This is a genomic window from Pseudomonas sp. Fl4BN1 (genome assembly GCF_009908285.1).
Lineage (GTDB): Bacteria > Pseudomonadota > Gammaproteobacteria > Pseudomonadales > Pseudomonadaceae > Aquipseudomonas.
Genome location: NZ_JAAARM010000005.1, coordinates 159,982 through 178,163 on the forward strand (window position 1 = coordinate 159,982; position 18,182 = coordinate 178,163).

Consider the following 18,182-nt stretch of genomic DNA (forward strand, 5'->3'; position numbering starts at 1 on the left):
AACTAACTCTTAAATGGTGCACTCGACAGGATTCGAACCTGTGACCGCTCGGTTCGTAGCCGAGTACTCTATCCAGCTGAGCTACGAGTGCATTTGTTGCCGCGCATTATAGGCCGTTAAATCTTTTTGTAAAGCTCTTTTTCTAGTAATTTCAACAACTTACAGAAGAAGCCAGATTACAACGTACTAAACAAATAATGGCGGAGAACGGGGGATTCGAACCCCCGACACCCTTTTGAGGTGTACTCCCTTAGCAGGGGAGCGCCTTCGGCCACTCGGCCAGCTCTCCGCAACACGGGGCGTATATTAACCAGCTTTCTCCCCGTTTGCAAACAAAAAAAACGATAAAAATTAATGGCTTGGTTCTTCGTCCTTCTCTTTCTTTATTCGCAGGTAAATTTCCTCACGGTGAACCGCCACTTCTTTGGGGGCGTTGACACCAATACGCACTTGATTACCTTTGACGCCGAGCACGGTCACAGTGATTTCTCCATCACCAATGATCAGGCTTTCTGCACACCGACGAGTCAGAATCAGCATACCTTTCTCCTCACGCATTACATTTTCAGGGACTACAGTCTGCAAAAAAAAGGGTGTCGGCCCACAACCGGGTCGGCTGTAGTCCTACACGCCTAAGTATTGACTAGCACGGGCAAAAGAACAGTTTTCTCCCGCGCCGATCAAAAACACAAAGGGCGCGGTCAGACCGCGCCCCTTTCAAACACCTATCACTCGCCCTGTCGGGCCGGAGCGTCAAGCTCGAAAGCAGTGTGCAACGCACGCACCGCCAACTCCAGGTACTTCTCTTCAATCACCACCGAAACCTTGATTTCAGAAGTGGAGATCATCTGGATATTGATGCTTTCCTTTGCCAACGCTTCGAACATACGGCTGGCCACGCCCGCGTGGGACCGCATGCCGACACCAACGATCGAGACCTTGGCGATATCTGTATCGCCAACGACTTCACGTGCGCTGATTTCCCGCGCAGTGTTTTCCAGTACGGTCTGGGCCGCCAGGTAGTCGTTGCGGTGCACAGTGAAGGTGAAGTCGGTGGTGTTATCGTGCGAAACGTTCTGCACGATCATGTCGACTTCAATATTCGCCGCACTGATCGGGCCGAGAATCTTGAAGGCCACGCCAGGGTTGTCTGGCACGCCACGGATAGTCAGCTTGGCTTCATCGCGGTTAAAGGCGATGCCGGAAATGATCGGCTGTTCCATGGATTCCTCTTCATCAATAGTAATGAGGGTGCCCGGACCCTCCTGAAAGCTGTGCAACACGCGCAGCGGAACGTTGTACTTGCCAGCAAACTCCACCGCGCGGATCTGCAACACCTTGGAACCGAGGCTGGCCATTTCCAGCATCTCTTCGAAGGTGATCTTGTCCAGGCGCTGAGCCTTGGGTACCACGCGTGGATCAGTGGTGTAGACGCCGTCGACATCGGTGTAGATCTGGCACTCGTCGGCCTTCAGGGCCGCCGCCAGCGCCACACCGGTGGTGTCGGAACCGCCACGTCCCAGAGTGGTGATATTGCCGTGCTCGTCAACGCCCTGGAAGCCAGCAACTACAACCACACGACCGGCCTGCAGATCGCCGCGAATCCTCTGATCATCAATCTGTAGAATTCGCGCTTTATTGTGAGCGCTATCGGTGAGAATCCGCACCTGGTTACCGGTGTAGGAAACCGCCGGAACACCGCGCTTGATCAACGCCATGGCCAGCAAAGCGATAGTCACTTGCTCGCCGGTGGAAACGATCACATCCAGCTCACGGGGAACCGGTTTGGCTTCGCCACTGATCTGCTTGGCCAGATCGATCAGGCGATTGGTTTCGCCGCTCATCGCCGACAGCACGATCACCAGGTCATCGCCGGCTTCGCGGAACTTCTTCACCTTGTCGGCGACCTGCTCGATCCGCTCGACAGAGCCGACCGAAGTGCCTCCAAATTTCTGTACGATCAAAGCCATTTTCTAAGCCGCCTCAGCCCGTAAAGGGGCGCCCGTTAACAATCAAACTGCACAGCGCAAGGACCCGCCACTCGACGACGGGCCCGGCTCGGCGCCTTAAATACCCTGCTCGACAAATGGCACGGTCAGGGCGAGAGCGGCATCCAGTGCAGCGGCATCAACACCACCGCCTTGAGCCATATCTGGACGACCACCGCCCTTCCCGCCCACTGCCGCAGCGGCTTGCTTCATCAAATCACCGGCTTTGAGTTGGCCAGTCAGGTCCTTGGTTACACCTGCAACCAGTACGACCTTTTCCTCATGGACACTGCCGAGCAGGATCACTGCGCGACCGAGTTTGTTTTTCAACTGATCCACCAGCGCCAGCAGCGCCTTGCCGTCCTGGCCGTCGAGACGGGCAGTCAGCACTTTCACGCCCTTGACGTCTGCCGCCTGAGCGGACAGATCGTCGCCCGCCGCGCTGGCAGCCTTGGCTTGCAACTGTTCGAGCTGCTTCTCCAGCAAGCGGTTGCGCTCCAGCACTGCCGACAGCTTGTCGATCAGGTTGTCGCGGCTGCCCTTGACCAGGGTCGCCGCTTCCTTGAGTTGTTCTTCCGCAGCGTTCAGGTACGCCAGGGCCGCAGCACCGGTCACCGCCTCGATACGCCGCACGCCGGAAGCCACACCGCCTTCGCTGGTGATTTTCAGCAGGCCAATGTCGCCGGTGCGGTTGGCGTGGATACCGCCGCACAGTTCCACGGAGAAATCGCCGCCCATGCTCAGCACGCGCACGCTGTCGCCGTACTTCTCGCCGAACAGCGCCATGGCGCCCTTCTTCTTGGCGGTATCGATGTCGGTTTCTTCGGTTTCCACCGCAGTGTTCTTGCGGATCTCAGCGTTGACGATATCTTCCAGTGCCTTGATCTGCTCAGGCTTGATCGCTTCAAAGTGACTGAAGTCGAAACGCAGACGCTGACTGTCCACCAACGAACCTTTCTGCTGCACGTGCTCGCCCAATACCTGGCGCAATGCTGCGTGCAGCAAGTGGGTAGCCGAGTGATTCAGCGAAGTGGCATGACGCACTTCAGCATCAACCTGGGCTTCAACCGGAGCACCAACGGTCAGGCTGCCCTTGGCCAGCACGCCGTGGTGCAGGAAAGCGCCACCGGTCTTGGTGGTGTCGCGCACGTCAAAGCGCGCGTTGCCGGCGATCAAGAACCCGCAGTCACCAATCTGACCACCAGACTCAGCGTAGAACGGGGTCTGGTCGAGAATCACCACCCCGTCTTCACCTTCGCTCAACACGTCGACCGATTGCCCGCCCTTATAGAGGCCAACCACTTTGGCCGAACCGCTGGTGGCGTGATAACCAGTGAACTCGGTGGCCACATCAACCTTGACCAGGCTGTTGTAGTCCATGCCGAAGGAGCTGGCAGAACGGGCACGCACACGCTGGGCTTCCATCTCGCGCTCAAAGCCTTCCTCGTCGAGGGTCAGGCTGCGTTCACGGGCGATGTCACCGGTCAGGTCCATCGGGAACCCATAGGTGTCGTAAAGCTTGAACACCACGTCGCCCGGCACGACTGAACCCTTGAGTTCGGCCAGATCCTGCTCGAGGATCTTCAGGCCCTGCTCCAGGGTCTTGGCGAATTGCTCTTCTTCAGCTTTGAGCACGCGCTCGATATGTGCCTGCTGGGACTTCAATTCAGGGAAGGCTTCGCCCATCTCGGCCACCAGGGCAGCCACGATCTGGTAGAAGAAACTGCCCTTGGCGCCCAGCTTGTTGCCGTGACGGCAAGCGCGACGAATGATCCGGCGCAGCACATAACCACGGCCTTCGTTGGACGGCAGAACGCCATCTGCAATCAGGAAACCGCAGGAACGGATGTGGTCAGCCACCACTTTCAGTGATGCCTGGGCATCATTGGTGCAACCAATGGCCTTGGCCGCCGCGCTCAGCAGGCTCTGGAACAGATCGATTTCATAGTTCGAATGCACGTGCTGCAACACCGCGCTGATCCGCTCCAGGCCCATGCCGGTATCCACCGACGGCGCTGGCAACGGGTGCAACACGCCATCGGCGGTGCGATTGAACTGCATGAACACGTTGTTCCAGATCTCGATATAGCGATCACCGTCCTCTTCCGGCGAGCCGGGAGGGCCGCCCCAGATGTCGGCGCCGTGATCATAGAAAATCTCGGTGCAAGGGCCACACGGACCGGTATCGCCCATGGTCCAGAAGTTGTCGGAGGCGTAAGGCGCGCCCTTGTTGTCACCGATGCGCACCATGCGCTCGGCGGGAACACCCACTTCCTTGGTCCAGATGTCGTAAGCCTCGTCGTCGCTGGCGTAGACCGTGACCCAGAGCTTTTCCTTCGGCAAGTTCAACCACTTGTCAGAGGTCAGGAAGTTCCAGGCGAAGGTGATGGCATCACGCTTGAAGTAATCGCCAAAGCTGAAGTTGCCCAGCATTTCGAAGAACGTGTGGTGACGAGCGGTATAACCGACGTTTTCCAGGTCGTTGTGCTTGCCGCCGGCGCGAACGCACTTCTGGCTGCTGACAGCGCGGGTATAGGCGCGCTTTTCCTGGCCCAGGAAGCAGTCCTTGAACTGGTTCATCCCCGCGTTGGTGAACAGCAGGGTTGGGTCGTTGCCTGGGATCAAGGAGCTGGAGGCTACACGGGTGTGGCCTTGCTCTTCGAAGAAGCGAAGGAAGGCTTCACGGATTTCTGCGCTTTTCATTAGGTTCTTCCACGGAGACTGCGGCCAAAGGCCTGTGCGCAACGTCAACAGACGAAACGACGGCAAAGGGCCGCATTATATCGGCGTTAATCACTTGGTACAGCGTGTTTGTACGATACAAACAGTCAATTGGACGGAGAACACTGTCAGTTACGTGAAAACTCGGCAAAAGTGCTGACCACTTGCCCGATTTGCTCTCGATTGACGTCCAGATGCGTCACCAGTCGCAACCTTGGCGCAGCGCTGAGCCGAATGCCGCGCTCCGCGGCGAACGCCTTGACTGCCTCGGCACGCTCGCCGACCTGTACGTACGCCATGTTGGTCTGCACTGGCTCGACAGAGTAACCCGCCTGACGCAACCCCTCAGCCAGTAACTGCGCATTGGCATGATCATCCGCCAAGCGCTGCACCTGGTGCTCCAGCGCATACAAACCGGCCGCCGCCAGCCCGCCTGCTTGGCGCATGCCGCCACCAACCATCTTGCGCAGGCGCCGCGCCTTGCCGATCAGCTCTACGGAACCACACAACACCGACCCCACCGGCGCGCCAAGCCCCTTGGACAGGCACACCGAGACCGAGTCGAAGTGCTCGGTGATCACCCGAGCATCTACGCCCAGCTTGACTGCCGCGTTGTACAACCGCGCACCGTCCAGATGCAGCGCCAGGCCCCGCTCTCGGGTAAACGCTCGGGCCTGAGCCAGATAGGACAACGGCAGCACCTTGCCTTGCATGGTGTTTTCCAGGGCCAGCAAACGAGTCTGGGCGAAGTGGAAATCATTCGGCTTGATCGCCTCCGCCACCTGGGCAAGGTCCAGCGAACCGTCGGCCTGGACCTCCAACGGCTGCGGCTGAATGGAACCAAGCACGGCCGCACCACCGCCTTCATATTTATAGGTGTGGGCCTGCTGCCCAACGATGTACTCATCGCCACGACCGCAATGGGCCATCAGCGCCAGCAGATTGCTCATGGTGCCGGAAGGCACGAACAGCGCTGCGGCAAACCCGAGACGCCGTGCCAACTCGGCTTCCAACTGATTGACCGTCGGATCTTCGCCATACACGTCGTCCCCGGTACGGGCCCTGGCCATGGCTTCGAGCATTCCCGGGGTTGGCTGGGTCACGGTGTCACTACGAAGATCGATCACGCTCATCACATCTGGCCTCGACTATGGGACCGGCAAGGTCCGCCTCAAACAGGGAAAACTCCCTTTCGAAACGGATTACTGCCGTCGCCCGCACAATTAATCAAGCAGCAACTGTAGAACCCCCTGAGCCTGGCTGCGAAAAAACCGATGGGAATTATCCAAAAGGCGCAATGCGTCTCCGGCCGATCTGTGTTAAAAAATCACCGCCCGCGAAAAGTCCGCGGGCAAACGTTCTCAGGGCGGGGTGCAATTCCCCACCGGCGGTAATTGCGCGCAATGCGCATAGCCCGCGAGCGCTTGGCGATTCCTCTGGCTCGGCCACAGGTGACGACAAGGACAGCAGACCCGGTGTGATTCCGGGGCCGACGGTCATAGTCCGGATGAAGAGAGAACGGGATTGGCACCAAAGGGCCGTTGCTGGCAGGCGTGGGGAATCCACGTCGGTTCTGCGCGCACCCTTAAATCCCATTCGATTCATATATGCCCTGTTTTTCATACAAACAGGAGTCAGAACATGCAACCCACCGCAATCGATAGCAAAAGCAAACACCACGCCAATGAACGCGTCGCCTTTATCCAGGCCTGCTGGCACAAGGAAATCGTCGACCAGAGCCGCCAGGGATTCGTCACGGAAATGCTCGCCCAGGGTTATCAGGAAAGCGATATCGACTTCTTCGAAGTCGGTGGGGCCTTCGAAATCCCCCTGCACGCCAAGCTGCTGGCCAAATCCGGTCGCTATACCGGGATAGTCGCCGCGGGCCTGGTGGTGGATGGCGGCATCTACCGCCACGAGTTCGTTGCCCAGTCGGTGATCAGCGGCCTGATGCAGGTGCAATTGGAAACCGAAGTGCCGGTGTTCTCCGTGGTGCTGACCCCGCATCATTTCCACGCGGGCGACGAACATCAGAAGTTCTTCTTCGAGCACTTCGTGCATAAAGGCCAGGAAGCGGCAAAAACCTGCGCCGACACCCTGCAGAAGGTTCGTGCCCTGCGTCGTAACGAGCAGCGCGCAGTAGCGGTTTAACCGCTAGAAGGAACATCGCCGGCGAGCCGGCTCCTACACCACTCTGTAGGAGCCGGCTCGCCGGCGAATTATTTCAGGCCAGGCTGTCGGCCGTGGTCGGCACAATCAGAATTCCCGCACGCAAACCATTCTTCACCTTGGGATTGGGGAAAATGATCCGCGCCCCCTCTTCCTCGATGACCCAGCGAGTCTGAGCAATGTCCTCGGCCAGCAGGTAACCCACTTGCAACTCGGAAAAGTTTTCGATGTCCGCCGGCAGGTGCAGGTGGAAGCTGTCGCTGTGCTTGATGATTTCCCGAGCCACGCTGAACAGCTTCAAACCGTCGAGGCTGTCCTGCTCGGCCGGCGGCTCGGCGCCTTCGATGATGTGCTTGAGGCGGGTTTCCAGGCGCTCGACATTCACTCCCTGGTTCTGCCCGAATGGCCGTGCCTTGCCCAGCTCCAGGGTAAATGACTCGGCCCCCAACTGATCGTAGGTGTAGGCGCTGAAGACAATCGAAGGCTTGTTCTGCAGCAGCACCGCTTCCATGCCCGCCGCTCGCAGGCGCGCCAGTTCACGGCGCGAATGCTGGCGCCCATCCTTCCAGGGATACAGTGCGAATTGCTCGATCTTCGACCCACGGATCGCCGTGTGCAGATCGTAGTGCAAGCGCTGACGCTGCGGCAGGCTGAAAAAGCTCGCCGCCAGGCGCTCCAGTTCGCAGGCACGCAGGGCTTCAAAGCCGCTGCTCAATTCATGTCGGCCGTTGAACAGCCGGTTGACGTCCTGCTCGACGAAACGCTCACCGCGACGCATGGCCTCGGGGTTGCCGAACAGGAACAGAATACGTGCGCGGGGCTTGAGATCGCCCCGGGCAATGTCATGCAACAGACGGTCAAGCAGCTCGATGGGAGCTGTCTCGTTGCCGTGGATACCCGCTGACAGCAGCAGGTCCAGACCGTTATCGCGCGCTTCGGGCGGCCGCACTTCCAGCGCACCCTCGCTCAGCCAGCGCATGCGCACGCCGTCGACAGTCAGTTGAGTCTTCTCTGCCGGTTCGCGGCCGGCGAGGGTCAGTTCAAGCAGTTTGCCGAGGGCGAGCATAGAGCGGCTTCCTTAGTGATCGTGGCCGCAGTCAGGGCCGTGCACGTGATCATCATCACCAGCATCGGCCGGTTCCATTTCCAGTTGCAGGCTGACCAGGTTGGTCGCCAACGGACGCAGCAGCAGGTTGGCGTATTCCGCATCGCCCTCTTCTACGTCCACGCCAATCAACAACTGGCCACGGCCGTCTTGTTGAATCCACAGTTCCTTGCCTTGCCACATTACCGCGACGCGGGTGCAGGAGGTTTCCAGTTGAGTGCCATCGGTGTCTTCAAGGATCAGCTGCAGGGTATCGCTCATGGTGTTAGCTCTCATCTGGGGGTGAAGCGGCGCGCCCGGTTGCAAGCACCAGGCGCGGGCTTTCAATTGATCTGGAAGGGGTAAACCGCGCCCAGTTTAAGGATTTGCGTCAGTTCATCCAGTGCCGTCCGGCACTCAAGCAGCAACTGCGGGTCCACCAGATCACTTTCGCTGAGGCGGTCGCGGTAGTGCTTGCCGACCCATTGGGTCAGGGTGTCGTACAACGGCGCGGTCATGATAACCCCAGGATTGACCGCCGCCAGCTCAGTTTCATTGAGCGCCACACGCAAGCGCAGACAAGCCGGGCCACCGCCATTCTGCATGCTCTGCTTGAGGTCAAAGACCTTCACCTCACGGATCAGGCTGCCGGAGCGGGTGAGGTTTTGCAGGTACTGCCAGACCCGCTCGTTGCTCCGGCACTCTTCCGGCACGATCAGCAGCATGGAGCCATCGGCACGGGACAACAGTTGGCTGTTGAACAGGTAGGAACGCACCGCGTCCTCCACCGTGACTTGCGAGCGCGGCACACAGATCGACTGGAAGTTGCCACCGCGCTTGCCCAGCTTGTCCTGCAGTTCAGCGAGCATCTTCTCGGTCTCGAGGAAGGCGTCTTCGTGATAGAACAGCACTTCGCCGTTGCCCACGGCGATTACATCGTTATGGAACACGCCCTGGTCGATCACCGATGGATTCTGCTGGGCATAGACCACGCCCTCCTCGCTCAGGCCGTGCAACCGAGCCACAGCCTGGGAGGCCTCCAGAGTCTGGCGCGCCGGATACTTCTGCGGCGCCGGATAGCGGGTGTCGAAAGCGCTGCGACCGAAAACAAAGAACTCGACACCGGCCTGGCCATATTCGCGGCAGAAGCGAGTGTGGTTGGCCGCACCTTCATCACCGAACTGCGCCACCGCCGGCAAGGCCGCATGGTGCGCGAAGTGTTTCTGGTCAGCGAACATCGCCCCCAGCACGCGACTGGTGGTCGGGTGCTCGATGCTGCGATGGTACTTGCAATTGAGGTTGGCGGCAGTGAAATGCACCCGAGCGTCAGCGGTATCAGCACTCGGACTCACAGTGGCGGCGTTGGCCACCCACATGCTCGAAGCGGAGCAACTGGCTACCAGCAACGGCATCGCCTGCTTGGCGGCCTGTTGAATGACTTGGGCATCGGTCCCGGCAAACCCCAGGCTGCGCAAGGCGGCGACGTCCGGGCGTTCTTGAGGCGCGAGCACGCCTTGCTGAAAGCCCATCTCCATCAGCGCTTTCATTTTCGCCAGGCCCTGCAGCGCTGCTTCCTTGGGGTTGGAGCCCTGCTGGCTGTTGCTCTGGGAGGCGACGTTGCCGTAGGACAAACCACCGTAGTTATGGGTCGGCCCCACTAGACCGTCAAAATTGACTTCATAGGATTTCATCAGCGAGGCTCCACGAATCTGTTGTTATAGGCATCGGTATCTACACATGACGAACGCAGTGCGCTCGTTCGCCGGCAAGCCGGCTCCTACGGTCGATGCAGGAGCAGGCTTGCATGAAGGCCTCTCGAATCAGGACAGGCGCACACCCGGCGTCAGCGTGCTTGGCAGCACCAGGCTCGGGGTTTCCAGGGAAGCCACCGGGTACGCGCAGTAATCTGCCGCGTAATAGGCACTGGCCCGATGGTTGCCCGAAGCGCCCACGCCACCGAACGGCGCGCTGCTGGCGGCACCGGTCAGTTGCTTGTTCCAGTTGACGATCCCGGCACGGCTCTCCAGCCAGAACTGCTGGTAACGCTCGGCAGAATCAGACAACAAACCGGCAGCCAGACCATATTGAGTGCGGTTGGCCTCGGCAATCGCGCCATCGAAATCCGCGTAGCGAATCACCTGCAGCAACGGCCCGAACAATTCCTCATCAGGACGCTCGGCCACCGCCGTGACGTCGAGGATGCCCGGGGTCAGCAACGCCGCCTGAGCCTGGGGCTGGGTCATTTCCAACAACGCCACGCCACCCTTGGCCAACAACTGCTGCTGGGCGTCCATCAGTGCACGAGCGGCACCGAGAGAAATCACCGAGCCCATGAACGGCGCGGGCTGTTGATCGTAAGCACCGACATCGAGGGTCGCGCTGACCGCCACCAGTCGCGCCAGCAGCGTATCCCCCCAGGCCCCTTCCGGCACCAGCAGGCGACGGGCGCAGGTGCAGCGCTGGCCGGCAGAGATAAAGGCCGACTGAATGATGGTGTATACCGCCGCATCCAGATCTGCGACTTGCTCAACCACCAGCGGATTGTTGCCGCCCATCTCCAGGGCCAGAATCTTGTCCGGGCGTCCAGCGAACTGCTGGTGCAAATGGTTGCCGGTGCGGCTGGAGCCGGTGAAGAACAGGCCGTCGATGCCCGGATTGGCGGCCAGGGCGATGCCGGTTTCCCGAGCGCCCTGCAGCAGGTTCAGAACGCCGGATGGCAGACCGGCATCGATCCAGCACTGGACCGTCAGCTCGGCGACTTTTGGGGTCAGTTCGCTGGGCTTGAACAGCACACTGTTCCCCGCCAGCAGTGCAGGGACAATATGCCCGTTGGGCAGATGCCCCGGGAAGTTGTAGGGACCGAACACCGCTACCACGCCGTGAGGCTTGTGCCGCAGCACAGCGGTGGCGTCGCCCAACGGACCGCTCTTCTCGCCGGTACGCTCACGGTAGCTCTGCACCGAAATGGAGATCTTGTTGACCATGCTGGTGACTTCGGTAGCAGCTTCCCATAGGGGCTTGCCGGTTTCCTCACCAATGCAGCGGGCCAATTCGTCGGCACGGCTTTTGAGACTGGCAGCAAAGGCTTCCAGCACGCTGATACGTTCTTCCAGGGAGCGTTTGGCCCAGGCCGGAAACGCCTGGCGAGCGGCCTGTACCGCACTGTCCACCTGCGCGGCGGTAGCACCATTGCCCGACCAGACAACCGCCTGGGTCACCGGATTAAGGGAGGTGAAGGCTTCACCCTGGCCAGCCAGCCATTGGCCGGCGATGTACAGCGTGCTCATTATTTCGACTCCCGAGAAGCAGACAGCGGAACCGCGCGGACCTGGTCGCCGGCGTTGAGTTGCAGGCGCTTGGCGGTCAAGGGATCGACCACCAGGGTGCCCGCGGCGAAGCGTGCAGGCGCTGCAGTAATGCGGCAGTCCTCGCGTTTACGGTTATGGATCAGGAACGGCGTGGCGTCGTCGCCCGGGGTGCCGATGGCCAGCACCAACGGCTGGCTGTCGCGCACAGCGCGGATCTTGCTGGTCTCGCACTCCACTGCCGGGCCGGCGTCAAAGATATCGACGTAGCCTTGATAGCTGAAGCCTTCGCTCTTGAGCATGGCCAGCGCCGGCTCGGTGTCGGTGTGGACCTTGGCGATGACGTCGCGTGCATCCTCGGACAAAAAGCAGGTATAGAGCGGGAACTTGGGCATCAACTCGGCGATGAACGCCTTGTTGCCAACCCCGGTCAGGTAGTCCGCCTGGCTGAACTCCATCTTGAAGAAATGCCGGCCCAGGCTTTCCCAGAACGGCGAGCGACCGTGTTCATCGGACATGCCGCGCATTTCGGCAATGATCTTGTTGCCGAACAGCTGCGGGAACTCGGCGATGAACAGCATTCGCGCCTTGGCCAGCATGCGGCCATTGAGGCCGGTGCGGTAGTCGGCATGCAGGAACAACGAGCACAGCTCGGATTTACCGGTCAGGTCGTTGGCCAGGAACAGCGTAGGAATCTCACGATAGATGTTCAGCTCCTGGGAGGCGCTGACCGTCAGGCCGACCCGGAAGTTGTACCAGGGCTCACGCAGGCCGACAGCCCCGGCGATGGCAGAAATCCCCACCACCCGGCCATTGTCGTCTTCCAGCACGAACAGGTAGTCCGCATCGCCACGCTCGGCTTCACCGCGAAAGGTCTTTTCCGCCCAGCCGACCCGATGGGTCAGGCGCTCTTCGTTGGCCGGCAAGGTGGTGAGGCCGGTGCCGGTGCTGCGGGCCAGGTCGATCAGCGCGGGTAAATCGCTGCTGCGTACGGGACGAACGATCATGCTATCTCCTCAGGCGAAGGCCGCTGACGGCCTTCGCGAAACTCGCTGCTTTGCAGGCTTGCTTTCCAGGTAGTGAAAGCAGGCGTTAAACCGCGACCAGGCGCACGCTGGCACCTTCGCCGACGCCCAAGGCTTCGGCCGCTTGCAGATCCAGGGTCACCGGTTTGCCCGGGGCGTAATCCAGCTCCAGCAGCACCGCGCGGTAATCCTGCAACTGGCCGTTGGACACCAGGTACTGGCGGCCGCCGCCCTTGGCTGCGTCACCGATCTTCACCGGCACCACGCGGCTCTGGGCAATCGAGCGGATTCCCGAGACCCGCGCATGCAAGGTCGGGCCACCGTCGAAGATGTCGATGTAGTGATCGGTTTCAAAACCTTCGCGCATCAGAATGTCGAAGGTGATCTGCGCCCGTGGGTGCACCTGGCCCATGGCTTCCTGGGCGGCGTCGGGCAGCAGCGGCACGTAGATCGGGTAATGCGGCATCAGTTCGGCGAGGAAGGTCCGGCTTTTCAGGCCACACAGACGCTCGGCCTCGGCGTAGTTGAGGTCAAAGAAGTTGCGCCCAATGGCGTCCCAGAACGGCGAGTCACCATGTTCGTCGCTGTAACCGACAATCTCGGTCACCACCGAATCGGCGAAACGCTCCGGGTGGCTGGCGACGAACAGCAGGCGACCCCGGGAGTTCAGCTCCGACCAGGCCGAACCCACCAACTCCGGGACCACATAGAAGCTGGTCAGCAGGCTGTTGCCGGTGAGGTCGTGGCACTGGGACAAGACGTGAATCTTGTTGTGGATCTTCAGCTCGCGGGAAGCGTGGACGAAGGTTTCATTGCGGAAGCTGTAGAACGGCTCGGAATAACCGGCCGAGGCAACGATGGCCGAACAGCCCACCAACTTGCCGTTGGCGGCGTCCTCAAGGACGAAGAAATAGCTCTCTTCGCCGTTGAAGCTCACTTCAGCAGCAAACGACGCTTCGCTTGCGGCGATCTTGTCGCTCAGGCGGTCTACATCATCCGGCAAGGAGGTGACACCGATCGGGCTGTCTGCAGCCAGACGCTGTACCTCGCCCAGATCAGCCATTTGCGCGGGGCGCATCACCAGCATGGTGTCACTCCTTACTCTAAAACAGGTCGGAAACCGTCCGACTCAGGGAAAAAAATGCCGGGACAACCCGGCACAGGAATTAGGTTCGACGCCGGCCTTAAAGGCCGGCGTCAAGCAGCACCGCCGCCTGGATCAGGCTTGAGTCAGTTTTGCCACGGCGCGCTCGAAGCGGTCCAGGCCCTGCTCGATGTCAGCATCCTCGACTACCAGGCTCGGCGCGAAACGCACCACGTCCGGACCGGCTTGCAGAATCATCAGGCCTTCTCTCTCGGCCGCGTTGAACACGTCCTTGGCCTTGCCTTTCCAAGCGTCGCTGAGCACACAACCAAGCAACAGGCCCAGACCACGGACTTCGCTGAACAGCTGGTACTTCTCACCGATCTGCAACAGGCGGGTCTTGAAACGATCGTGCTTGGCTTTAACTCCGTTCAGCACTTCTGGCGTATTGATCACATCGATCACCGCCTCGGCCACCGCACAGGCCAGTGGGTTACCGCCGTAAGTAGTGCCGTGGGTGCCGACGACCAGGTGCTTGGCCAACGCCTCAGTGGTCAGCATCGCCGCGATCGGGAAGCCGCCGCCCAGGCTCTTGGCACTGGTGAGGATGTCCGGGGTCACGCCGAAATACTGGTAGGCAAACAGCTCGCCGCAGCGGCCCATGCCGGTTTGCACTTCGTCGAACACCAGCAGTGCATTGTGCTTGTCGCACAGCTCGCGAGCGCCTTGCAGGTAGGCCAGATCGGCCGGCAGCACGCCGCCTTCACCCTGGATCGGCTCCAGCACCACGGCACAGGTCTTGTCGGAAATCGCCGCTTTCAGCGCGGCCAGATCGTTGAACGGTACATGGGTGATACCGGTGATTTTCGGACCGAAGCCATCGGAGTACTTCGACTGGCCACCAACGTTCACGGTGAACAGGGTACGGCCGTGGAAGCTGTTCAGGGCCGCAATGATTTCGTACTTCTCGGCACCGAAACGATCATGAGCCACACGACGGGCCAGCTTGAAGGCAGCCTCGTTGGCTTCTGCACCGGAGTTACAGAAGAACGCGCGCTCAGCGAAGGTGGCGTCGATCAGCTTGTGGGCCAGGCGCAGGGCCGGCTCGTTGGTGAAGACGTTGGACACATGCCACAGCTTGTTGGCCTGCTCGGTCAGAGCACCCACCAGCGCCGGATGGGCGTGCCCCAGTACATTGACCGCGATGCCGCCGGCGAAATCGATCAGCTCCCGTCCCGACTGGTCCCAGACTCGGGACCCCGCGCCACGCACAGGAATGAAAGCCGCAGGTGCGTAGTTGGGAACCATCACCTGGTCGAAATCGGCGCGTTGCACCGGAGCTTGCTCAACGGACATCGGAGTCTCCTGAAGAGGAACACCCGCCTGAAACTGGCGAGCGATGGAGGGATTGTAAGGACAGTTTTGTGCCCGGCCTTGCCGCCAAGCGACAACTTCTTATAGCGCCAACCCCGGTTTTAGGCGGGTTTATGGCAATGCGACAAATAGCGTCGCAAAGGCGCAGTTTAAACTGCGCACCGCTCCAGCGGCAGGTTTGCCGGGAATTTGATTGTATGAATGATCTGGATAGTTATGCACTGCGGCAAAGGGTACGCCTCACGCGCCGATCATCACTGAAGGCTCGCGCCGCGCCTGCGTGGCAAGAAGTGCAGGGACCTGCGAATAGCCGAAGACCGCGTCTGCCCAGCCGGGCGACAACGCACATTGGGCGCAGTCGGCGGCAAGGACCGCCGAGATCATGCAGAGGGAGTGCAGGGCAAAACGCAGAGAACCTTGACCGCAGCTTGCAAACGATCAACCGCGTTCGGCAGGCACCGAAGAGAGCTCGAACGGGCTGCTGCTGCGCCGCTGATTACGGTCTTCACGCGGAGTGGCGCCAAAGAAATTGCGGTAGGCGCTGGAGAAATGCGGCCCGGAAGAGAAACCGCAGGACAGGCCAATCTGGATGATCGACTTGCTGGTCTGCATCAGCATCTGCCGCGCCTTGTTCAAGCGCAGTTCCAGGTAATACTGGCTCGGTACCCGATTCAGATACTGCTTGAAGATCCGCTCCAACTGACGACGCGACACACACACGTGCTGGGCGATCTCGTCGGTGGTCAACGGCTCTTCGATATTGGCCTCCATCAGCAGCACCGCCTGGGTCAGCTTCGGATGACTGGAGCCCAAGCGATTCTGCAGCGGAATACGCTGGCGCTCGCCTCCCTCGCGGATGCGCTCCACCACCAGCTCCTCGGACACCGCGCCGGCCAATTCAGCGCCATGATCGCGAGCCAGCACCGCCAGCAACAGATCCAGCACCGACATGCCACCACAGGCCGTCAGGCGATCACGATCCCAATCGAACAAATGGCTGGTCGCGATGACCTTGGGAAACCGCTCGGCAAAATCATCCTGCCAGCGCCAATGCACGGCCGCTCGATAACCATCGAGCAAACCCAACTGGGCCAACGGATAAACCCCGGCAGACAGGCCACCAATCACGCAACCGGCACGCACCAGTTGCTTGAGAGCACTGCTCAGCCCGGAGCTCATCGGCGCTGGCGGCTCATCCGCCAGCAGGAACAGTTTCTGACAGCCCTCAAGCTTGCCCGCCCAAGGCTCTCCCGGCAGTTGCCAGGCCCCTTCCGTCGGCGCTTCGGCCTGGAGGAAAACCAGCTCATAAACCACTTCCGGATGCACCCGCTGGGCAACACGCAAGGCCTCCTCGGCCAGCGCCAGCGTCAAGGCTTTAGTGCTGGGCCAAATCAGGAAACCAATTCGATGGGCAGTCATGGCGGGCAATCCGAAACGAAAACAGTGTGAGAAGCCAAGGGCAGCAGCACCAAGTTAGACCATCTGGCGCGCGGTGCGCAGCATGACCTAATTTGGTGCATAACGGCAGTTATTACTTGAGACTGCCCGAGAGGAATTGTTGCAAACGTTCTGATTGCGGGTTAACCAGCACTTCCCGCGGGTTGCCGCTCTCTTCCACCACGCCCTTGTGCAAGAACACCAACTGGTTGGAAACCTCACGAGCAAAACCCATTTCGTGAGTCACCACCACCATGGTCCGGCCTTCCTGCGCCAGAGCCTGCATGACCTTCAGCACATCGCCCACCAACTCCGGGTCGAGGGCCGAGGTCGGCTCATCAAACAGCATGACCTCCGGCTCCATGGCCAGTGCCCGGGCAATGGCCACGCGCTGCTGCTCACCACCGGACATATGCCCCGGATAAGCATCCTTGCGGTGAGCCACGCCGACCTTGGCCAGATAGAGCTCAGCCTTCTCGCGAGCCTCGGCCTTGGACATGCCGAGCACATGCACCGGCGCTTCCATGATGTTTTCAATCGCGGTCATGTGCGACCACAGGTTGAAGTGCTGGAACACCATCGACAGGCGCGAACGCATGCGTTGCAGTTGCTTGGGATCGGCAGCCTTCAGCGCACCGTCCTTATTGGCCACCAGCTTCAACTCTTCGTTGTTCAGCAGGATCTTGCCGGCGTGGGGCTGTTCCAGCAGGTTGATACAGCGCAAAAAGGTACTTTTGCCCGAGCCACTGGAGCCGATGATGCTGATGACATCGCCAGCCGCGGCCTTCAGGGACACGCCCTTGAGCACTTCGTGACTGCCATAGCGCTTATGCAGGTCTTGGACTTCAAGTTTGTACATGCGGTCGGTTCTCACAAAAACAGTCAGTCGTTGAGCAAGCGCCCGTGACGCAGCGCTTCGCGCCCCGCCACCTTGGCCAGCCAGAAACCGGGTTGGGCATAACGTAGCCGCTCAACGGCGAACAACACGCCGCTGGTGCCAGCACACACCGTGCTGACCCGATCGGATAGAGGATCAATCACTTCAAAAACCGGCTCGCCCGCTTCCACCCAGCAACCCGCCGGACGCAAATAGCTCACCACGCCAGGATGCGGCGCAAACAACAATTCGGTGCCTTCGAACGGCATCGCTTCGCAGGCTTCGTGCTGGGCTTTTGGCCATTCACCGCTGATCAAACCCTGCTCGGCGAGAAACGCCAGAATGCCTTCGGCATGCGCTTCAGCCTGCGACCGGCCAGTGTCGGCCTGGCCACCCAGCTCCAGGGTGGTCGCCAGGCATGCCAGCGGAATCTGCGCCTGCGGGAACAAGCGCGACAAGCGCAGCCACGGCAGGGAGCAGGCTTCATCAAAGGAGCTGCCGCCGGAATCCTCTGCCAGCAAGCCCACGCGCACATTCAGGTGCGCCGCCAGCGAACGCCATTGCGGCCAGTGTTGCGGCAAGGCGTACATGTGCAGCGCTGCCTCGGCATCACAGTGCAGGTCAAGCACCACATCAGCGCTGCAGGCATGGCTCAGCAGCACCCGCTGCATGCCCTGCAACTGGCTCGCCGGCGCCGGCAACGCCGCCAGCACCTCACTCATGGCCTGACGAATCAGACGGATGTTGGCATGCGGATCATCACCCAGGCGACCTTCGAGCAGCGCCGCGACCGGCGCGCTCAGCTCGACGAAGTCGCGGTTGAAATTCTTGCCGCTGCCGACCTCGAAGCGCCCCTGGTGATTGCCTTGCAGCAGCTGGCCCAGGCCCATCGGATTGGCCACCGGCACCAGCTCGATCACTCCGCTGAGGGCGCCTTGGGCTTCGAGTTCGCTCAGGCGCTTTTTCAGCTCCCAGGCGGTGCGCATGCCCGGCAATTCGTCAGCGTGCAGGCTGGCCTGGATATAAGCCTTGCGCTCGCCGCTGCCGAAACGAAACACCGAAATCTGGCGTTCGCTGCCCAGATGGCTCCACGGCAATGCATGATCGATACGTTCCAT

At 60.5% G+C, this 18,182-nt stretch carries 15 protein-coding genes, 2 tRNA genes and 1 riboswitch; of the genes, 1 reads left to right on the forward strand and 16 read right to left on the reverse strand.

The window, feature by feature from the left end:
• Positions 1-14 precede the first annotated feature (14 nt).
• The 6 genes from GV818_RS07910 to ltaE form a co-directional block, all read right to left on the reverse strand.
• Positions 15-91: transfer RNA gene (locus GV818_RS07910), tRNA-Arg, on the reverse strand.
• Between the two features lie 107 nt (positions 92-198).
• Positions 199-289 (reverse strand) — tRNA-Ser (locus tag GV818_RS07915).
• Between the two features lie 62 nt (positions 290-351).
• Complete coding sequence (gene csrA, locus GV818_RS07920; RefSeq protein ID WP_002554426.1) at positions 352-540, reverse strand: carbon storage regulator CsrA; 189 nt, start codon at positions 538-540, stop codon at positions 352-354.
• 188 nt (positions 541-728) lie between these two features.
• Positions 729-1,970 carry an aspartate kinase gene (locus GV818_RS07925; protein ID WP_161756006.1) on the reverse strand — a complete coding sequence of 414 codons (1,242 nt, stop codon included), beginning with the start codon at positions 1,968-1,970 and terminating at the stop codon, positions 729-731.
• 96 nt (positions 1,971-2,066) lie between these two features.
• Positions 2,067-4,691, reverse strand: coding sequence for an alanine--tRNA ligase (alaS, locus tag GV818_RS07930; RefSeq protein ID WP_161776302.1), 2,625 nt, complete (start codon positions 4,689-4,691; stop codon positions 2,067-2,069).
• 146 nt (positions 4,692-4,837) lie between these two features.
• Positions 4,838-5,842: a low-specificity L-threonine aldolase gene (gene ltaE, locus GV818_RS07935; protein ID WP_161756008.1), complete on the reverse strand. Its 1,005-nt coding sequence runs from the start codon at positions 5,840-5,842 to the stop codon at positions 4,838-4,840.
• Between the two features lie 220 nt (positions 5,843-6,062).
• A riboswitch (FMN riboswitch) is annotated at positions 6,063-6,233 on the forward strand.
• Positions 6,234-6,350: 117 nt separating this feature from the next.
• On the opposite strand from ltaE, the gene GV818_RS07940 reads away from it, so the two are divergent.
• Positions 6,351-6,860: a 6,7-dimethyl-8-ribityllumazine synthase gene (locus tag GV818_RS07940; RefSeq protein ID WP_161756009.1), complete on the forward strand. Its 510-nt coding sequence runs from the start codon at positions 6,351-6,353 to the stop codon at positions 6,858-6,860.
• 73 nt (positions 6,861-6,933) lie between these two features.
• On the opposite strand, the gene astE is transcribed toward GV818_RS07940, so the two are convergent.
• The 10 genes from astE to GV818_RS07990 all read right to left on the reverse strand — a co-directional run bounded on the left by astE (position 6,934) and on the right by GV818_RS07990 (position 18,182).
• Complete coding sequence (astE, locus tag GV818_RS07945; protein WP_161756010.1) at positions 6,934-7,944, reverse strand: succinylglutamate desuccinylase; 1,011 nt, start codon at positions 7,942-7,944, stop codon at positions 6,934-6,936.
• Positions 7,945-7,956: 12 nt separating this feature from the next.
• On the reverse strand, positions 7,957-8,244 hold the full coding sequence (locus GV818_RS07950; RefSeq protein WP_161756011.1) for a topoisomerase II: 288 nt from the start codon (positions 8,242-8,244) through the stop codon (positions 7,957-7,959).
• A gap of 62 nt (positions 8,245-8,306) precedes the next feature.
• A complete protein-coding gene (gene astB / locus GV818_RS07955) occupies positions 8,307-9,653 on the reverse strand; it encodes an N-succinylarginine dihydrolase (RefSeq protein ID WP_161756012.1) in 1,347 nt (448 codons plus the stop codon).
• A gap of 129 nt (positions 9,654-9,782) precedes the next feature.
• Positions 9,783-11,252, reverse strand: coding sequence for a succinylglutamate-semialdehyde dehydrogenase (gene astD / locus GV818_RS07960; protein WP_372242078.1), 1,470 nt, complete (start codon positions 11,250-11,252; stop codon positions 9,783-9,785).
• Complete coding sequence (astA, locus tag GV818_RS07965) at positions 11,249-12,274, reverse strand: arginine N-succinyltransferase (protein WP_161756014.1); 1,026 nt, start codon at positions 12,272-12,274, stop codon at positions 11,249-11,251. The genes astD and astA overlap by 4 nt, the downstream gene beginning before the upstream one ends.
• A gap of 85 nt (positions 12,275-12,359) precedes the next feature.
• The gene (gene aruF, locus GV818_RS07970; RefSeq protein ID WP_161756015.1) at positions 12,360-13,379 is read right to left on the reverse strand and encodes an arginine/ornithine succinyltransferase subunit alpha; all 1,020 of its coding nucleotides are present in this window, start codon (positions 13,377-13,379) and stop codon (positions 12,360-12,362) included.
• 132 nt (positions 13,380-13,511) lie between these two features.
• The gene (locus GV818_RS07975; RefSeq protein ID WP_161756016.1) at positions 13,512-14,732 is read right to left on the reverse strand and encodes an aspartate aminotransferase family protein; all 1,221 of its coding nucleotides are present in this window, start codon (positions 14,730-14,732) and stop codon (positions 13,512-13,514) included.
• A gap of 456 nt (positions 14,733-15,188) precedes the next feature.
• A complete protein-coding gene (gene argR / locus GV818_RS07980) occupies positions 15,189-16,169 on the reverse strand; it encodes a transcriptional regulator ArgR (protein WP_161756017.1) in 981 nt (326 codons plus the stop codon).
• A gap of 112 nt (positions 16,170-16,281) precedes the next feature.
• Positions 16,282-17,046 (reverse strand): ABC transporter ATP-binding protein, encoded by a 765-nt coding sequence (locus tag GV818_RS07985; protein WP_161756018.1) that lies wholly within the window; start codon positions 17,044-17,046, stop codon positions 16,282-16,284.
• Positions 17,047-17,069: 23 nt separating this feature from the next.
• Positions 17,070-18,182 (reverse strand): succinylglutamate desuccinylase/aspartoacylase family protein, encoded by a 1,113-nt coding sequence (locus GV818_RS07990; RefSeq protein ID WP_161776304.1) that lies wholly within the window; start codon positions 18,180-18,182, stop codon positions 17,070-17,072.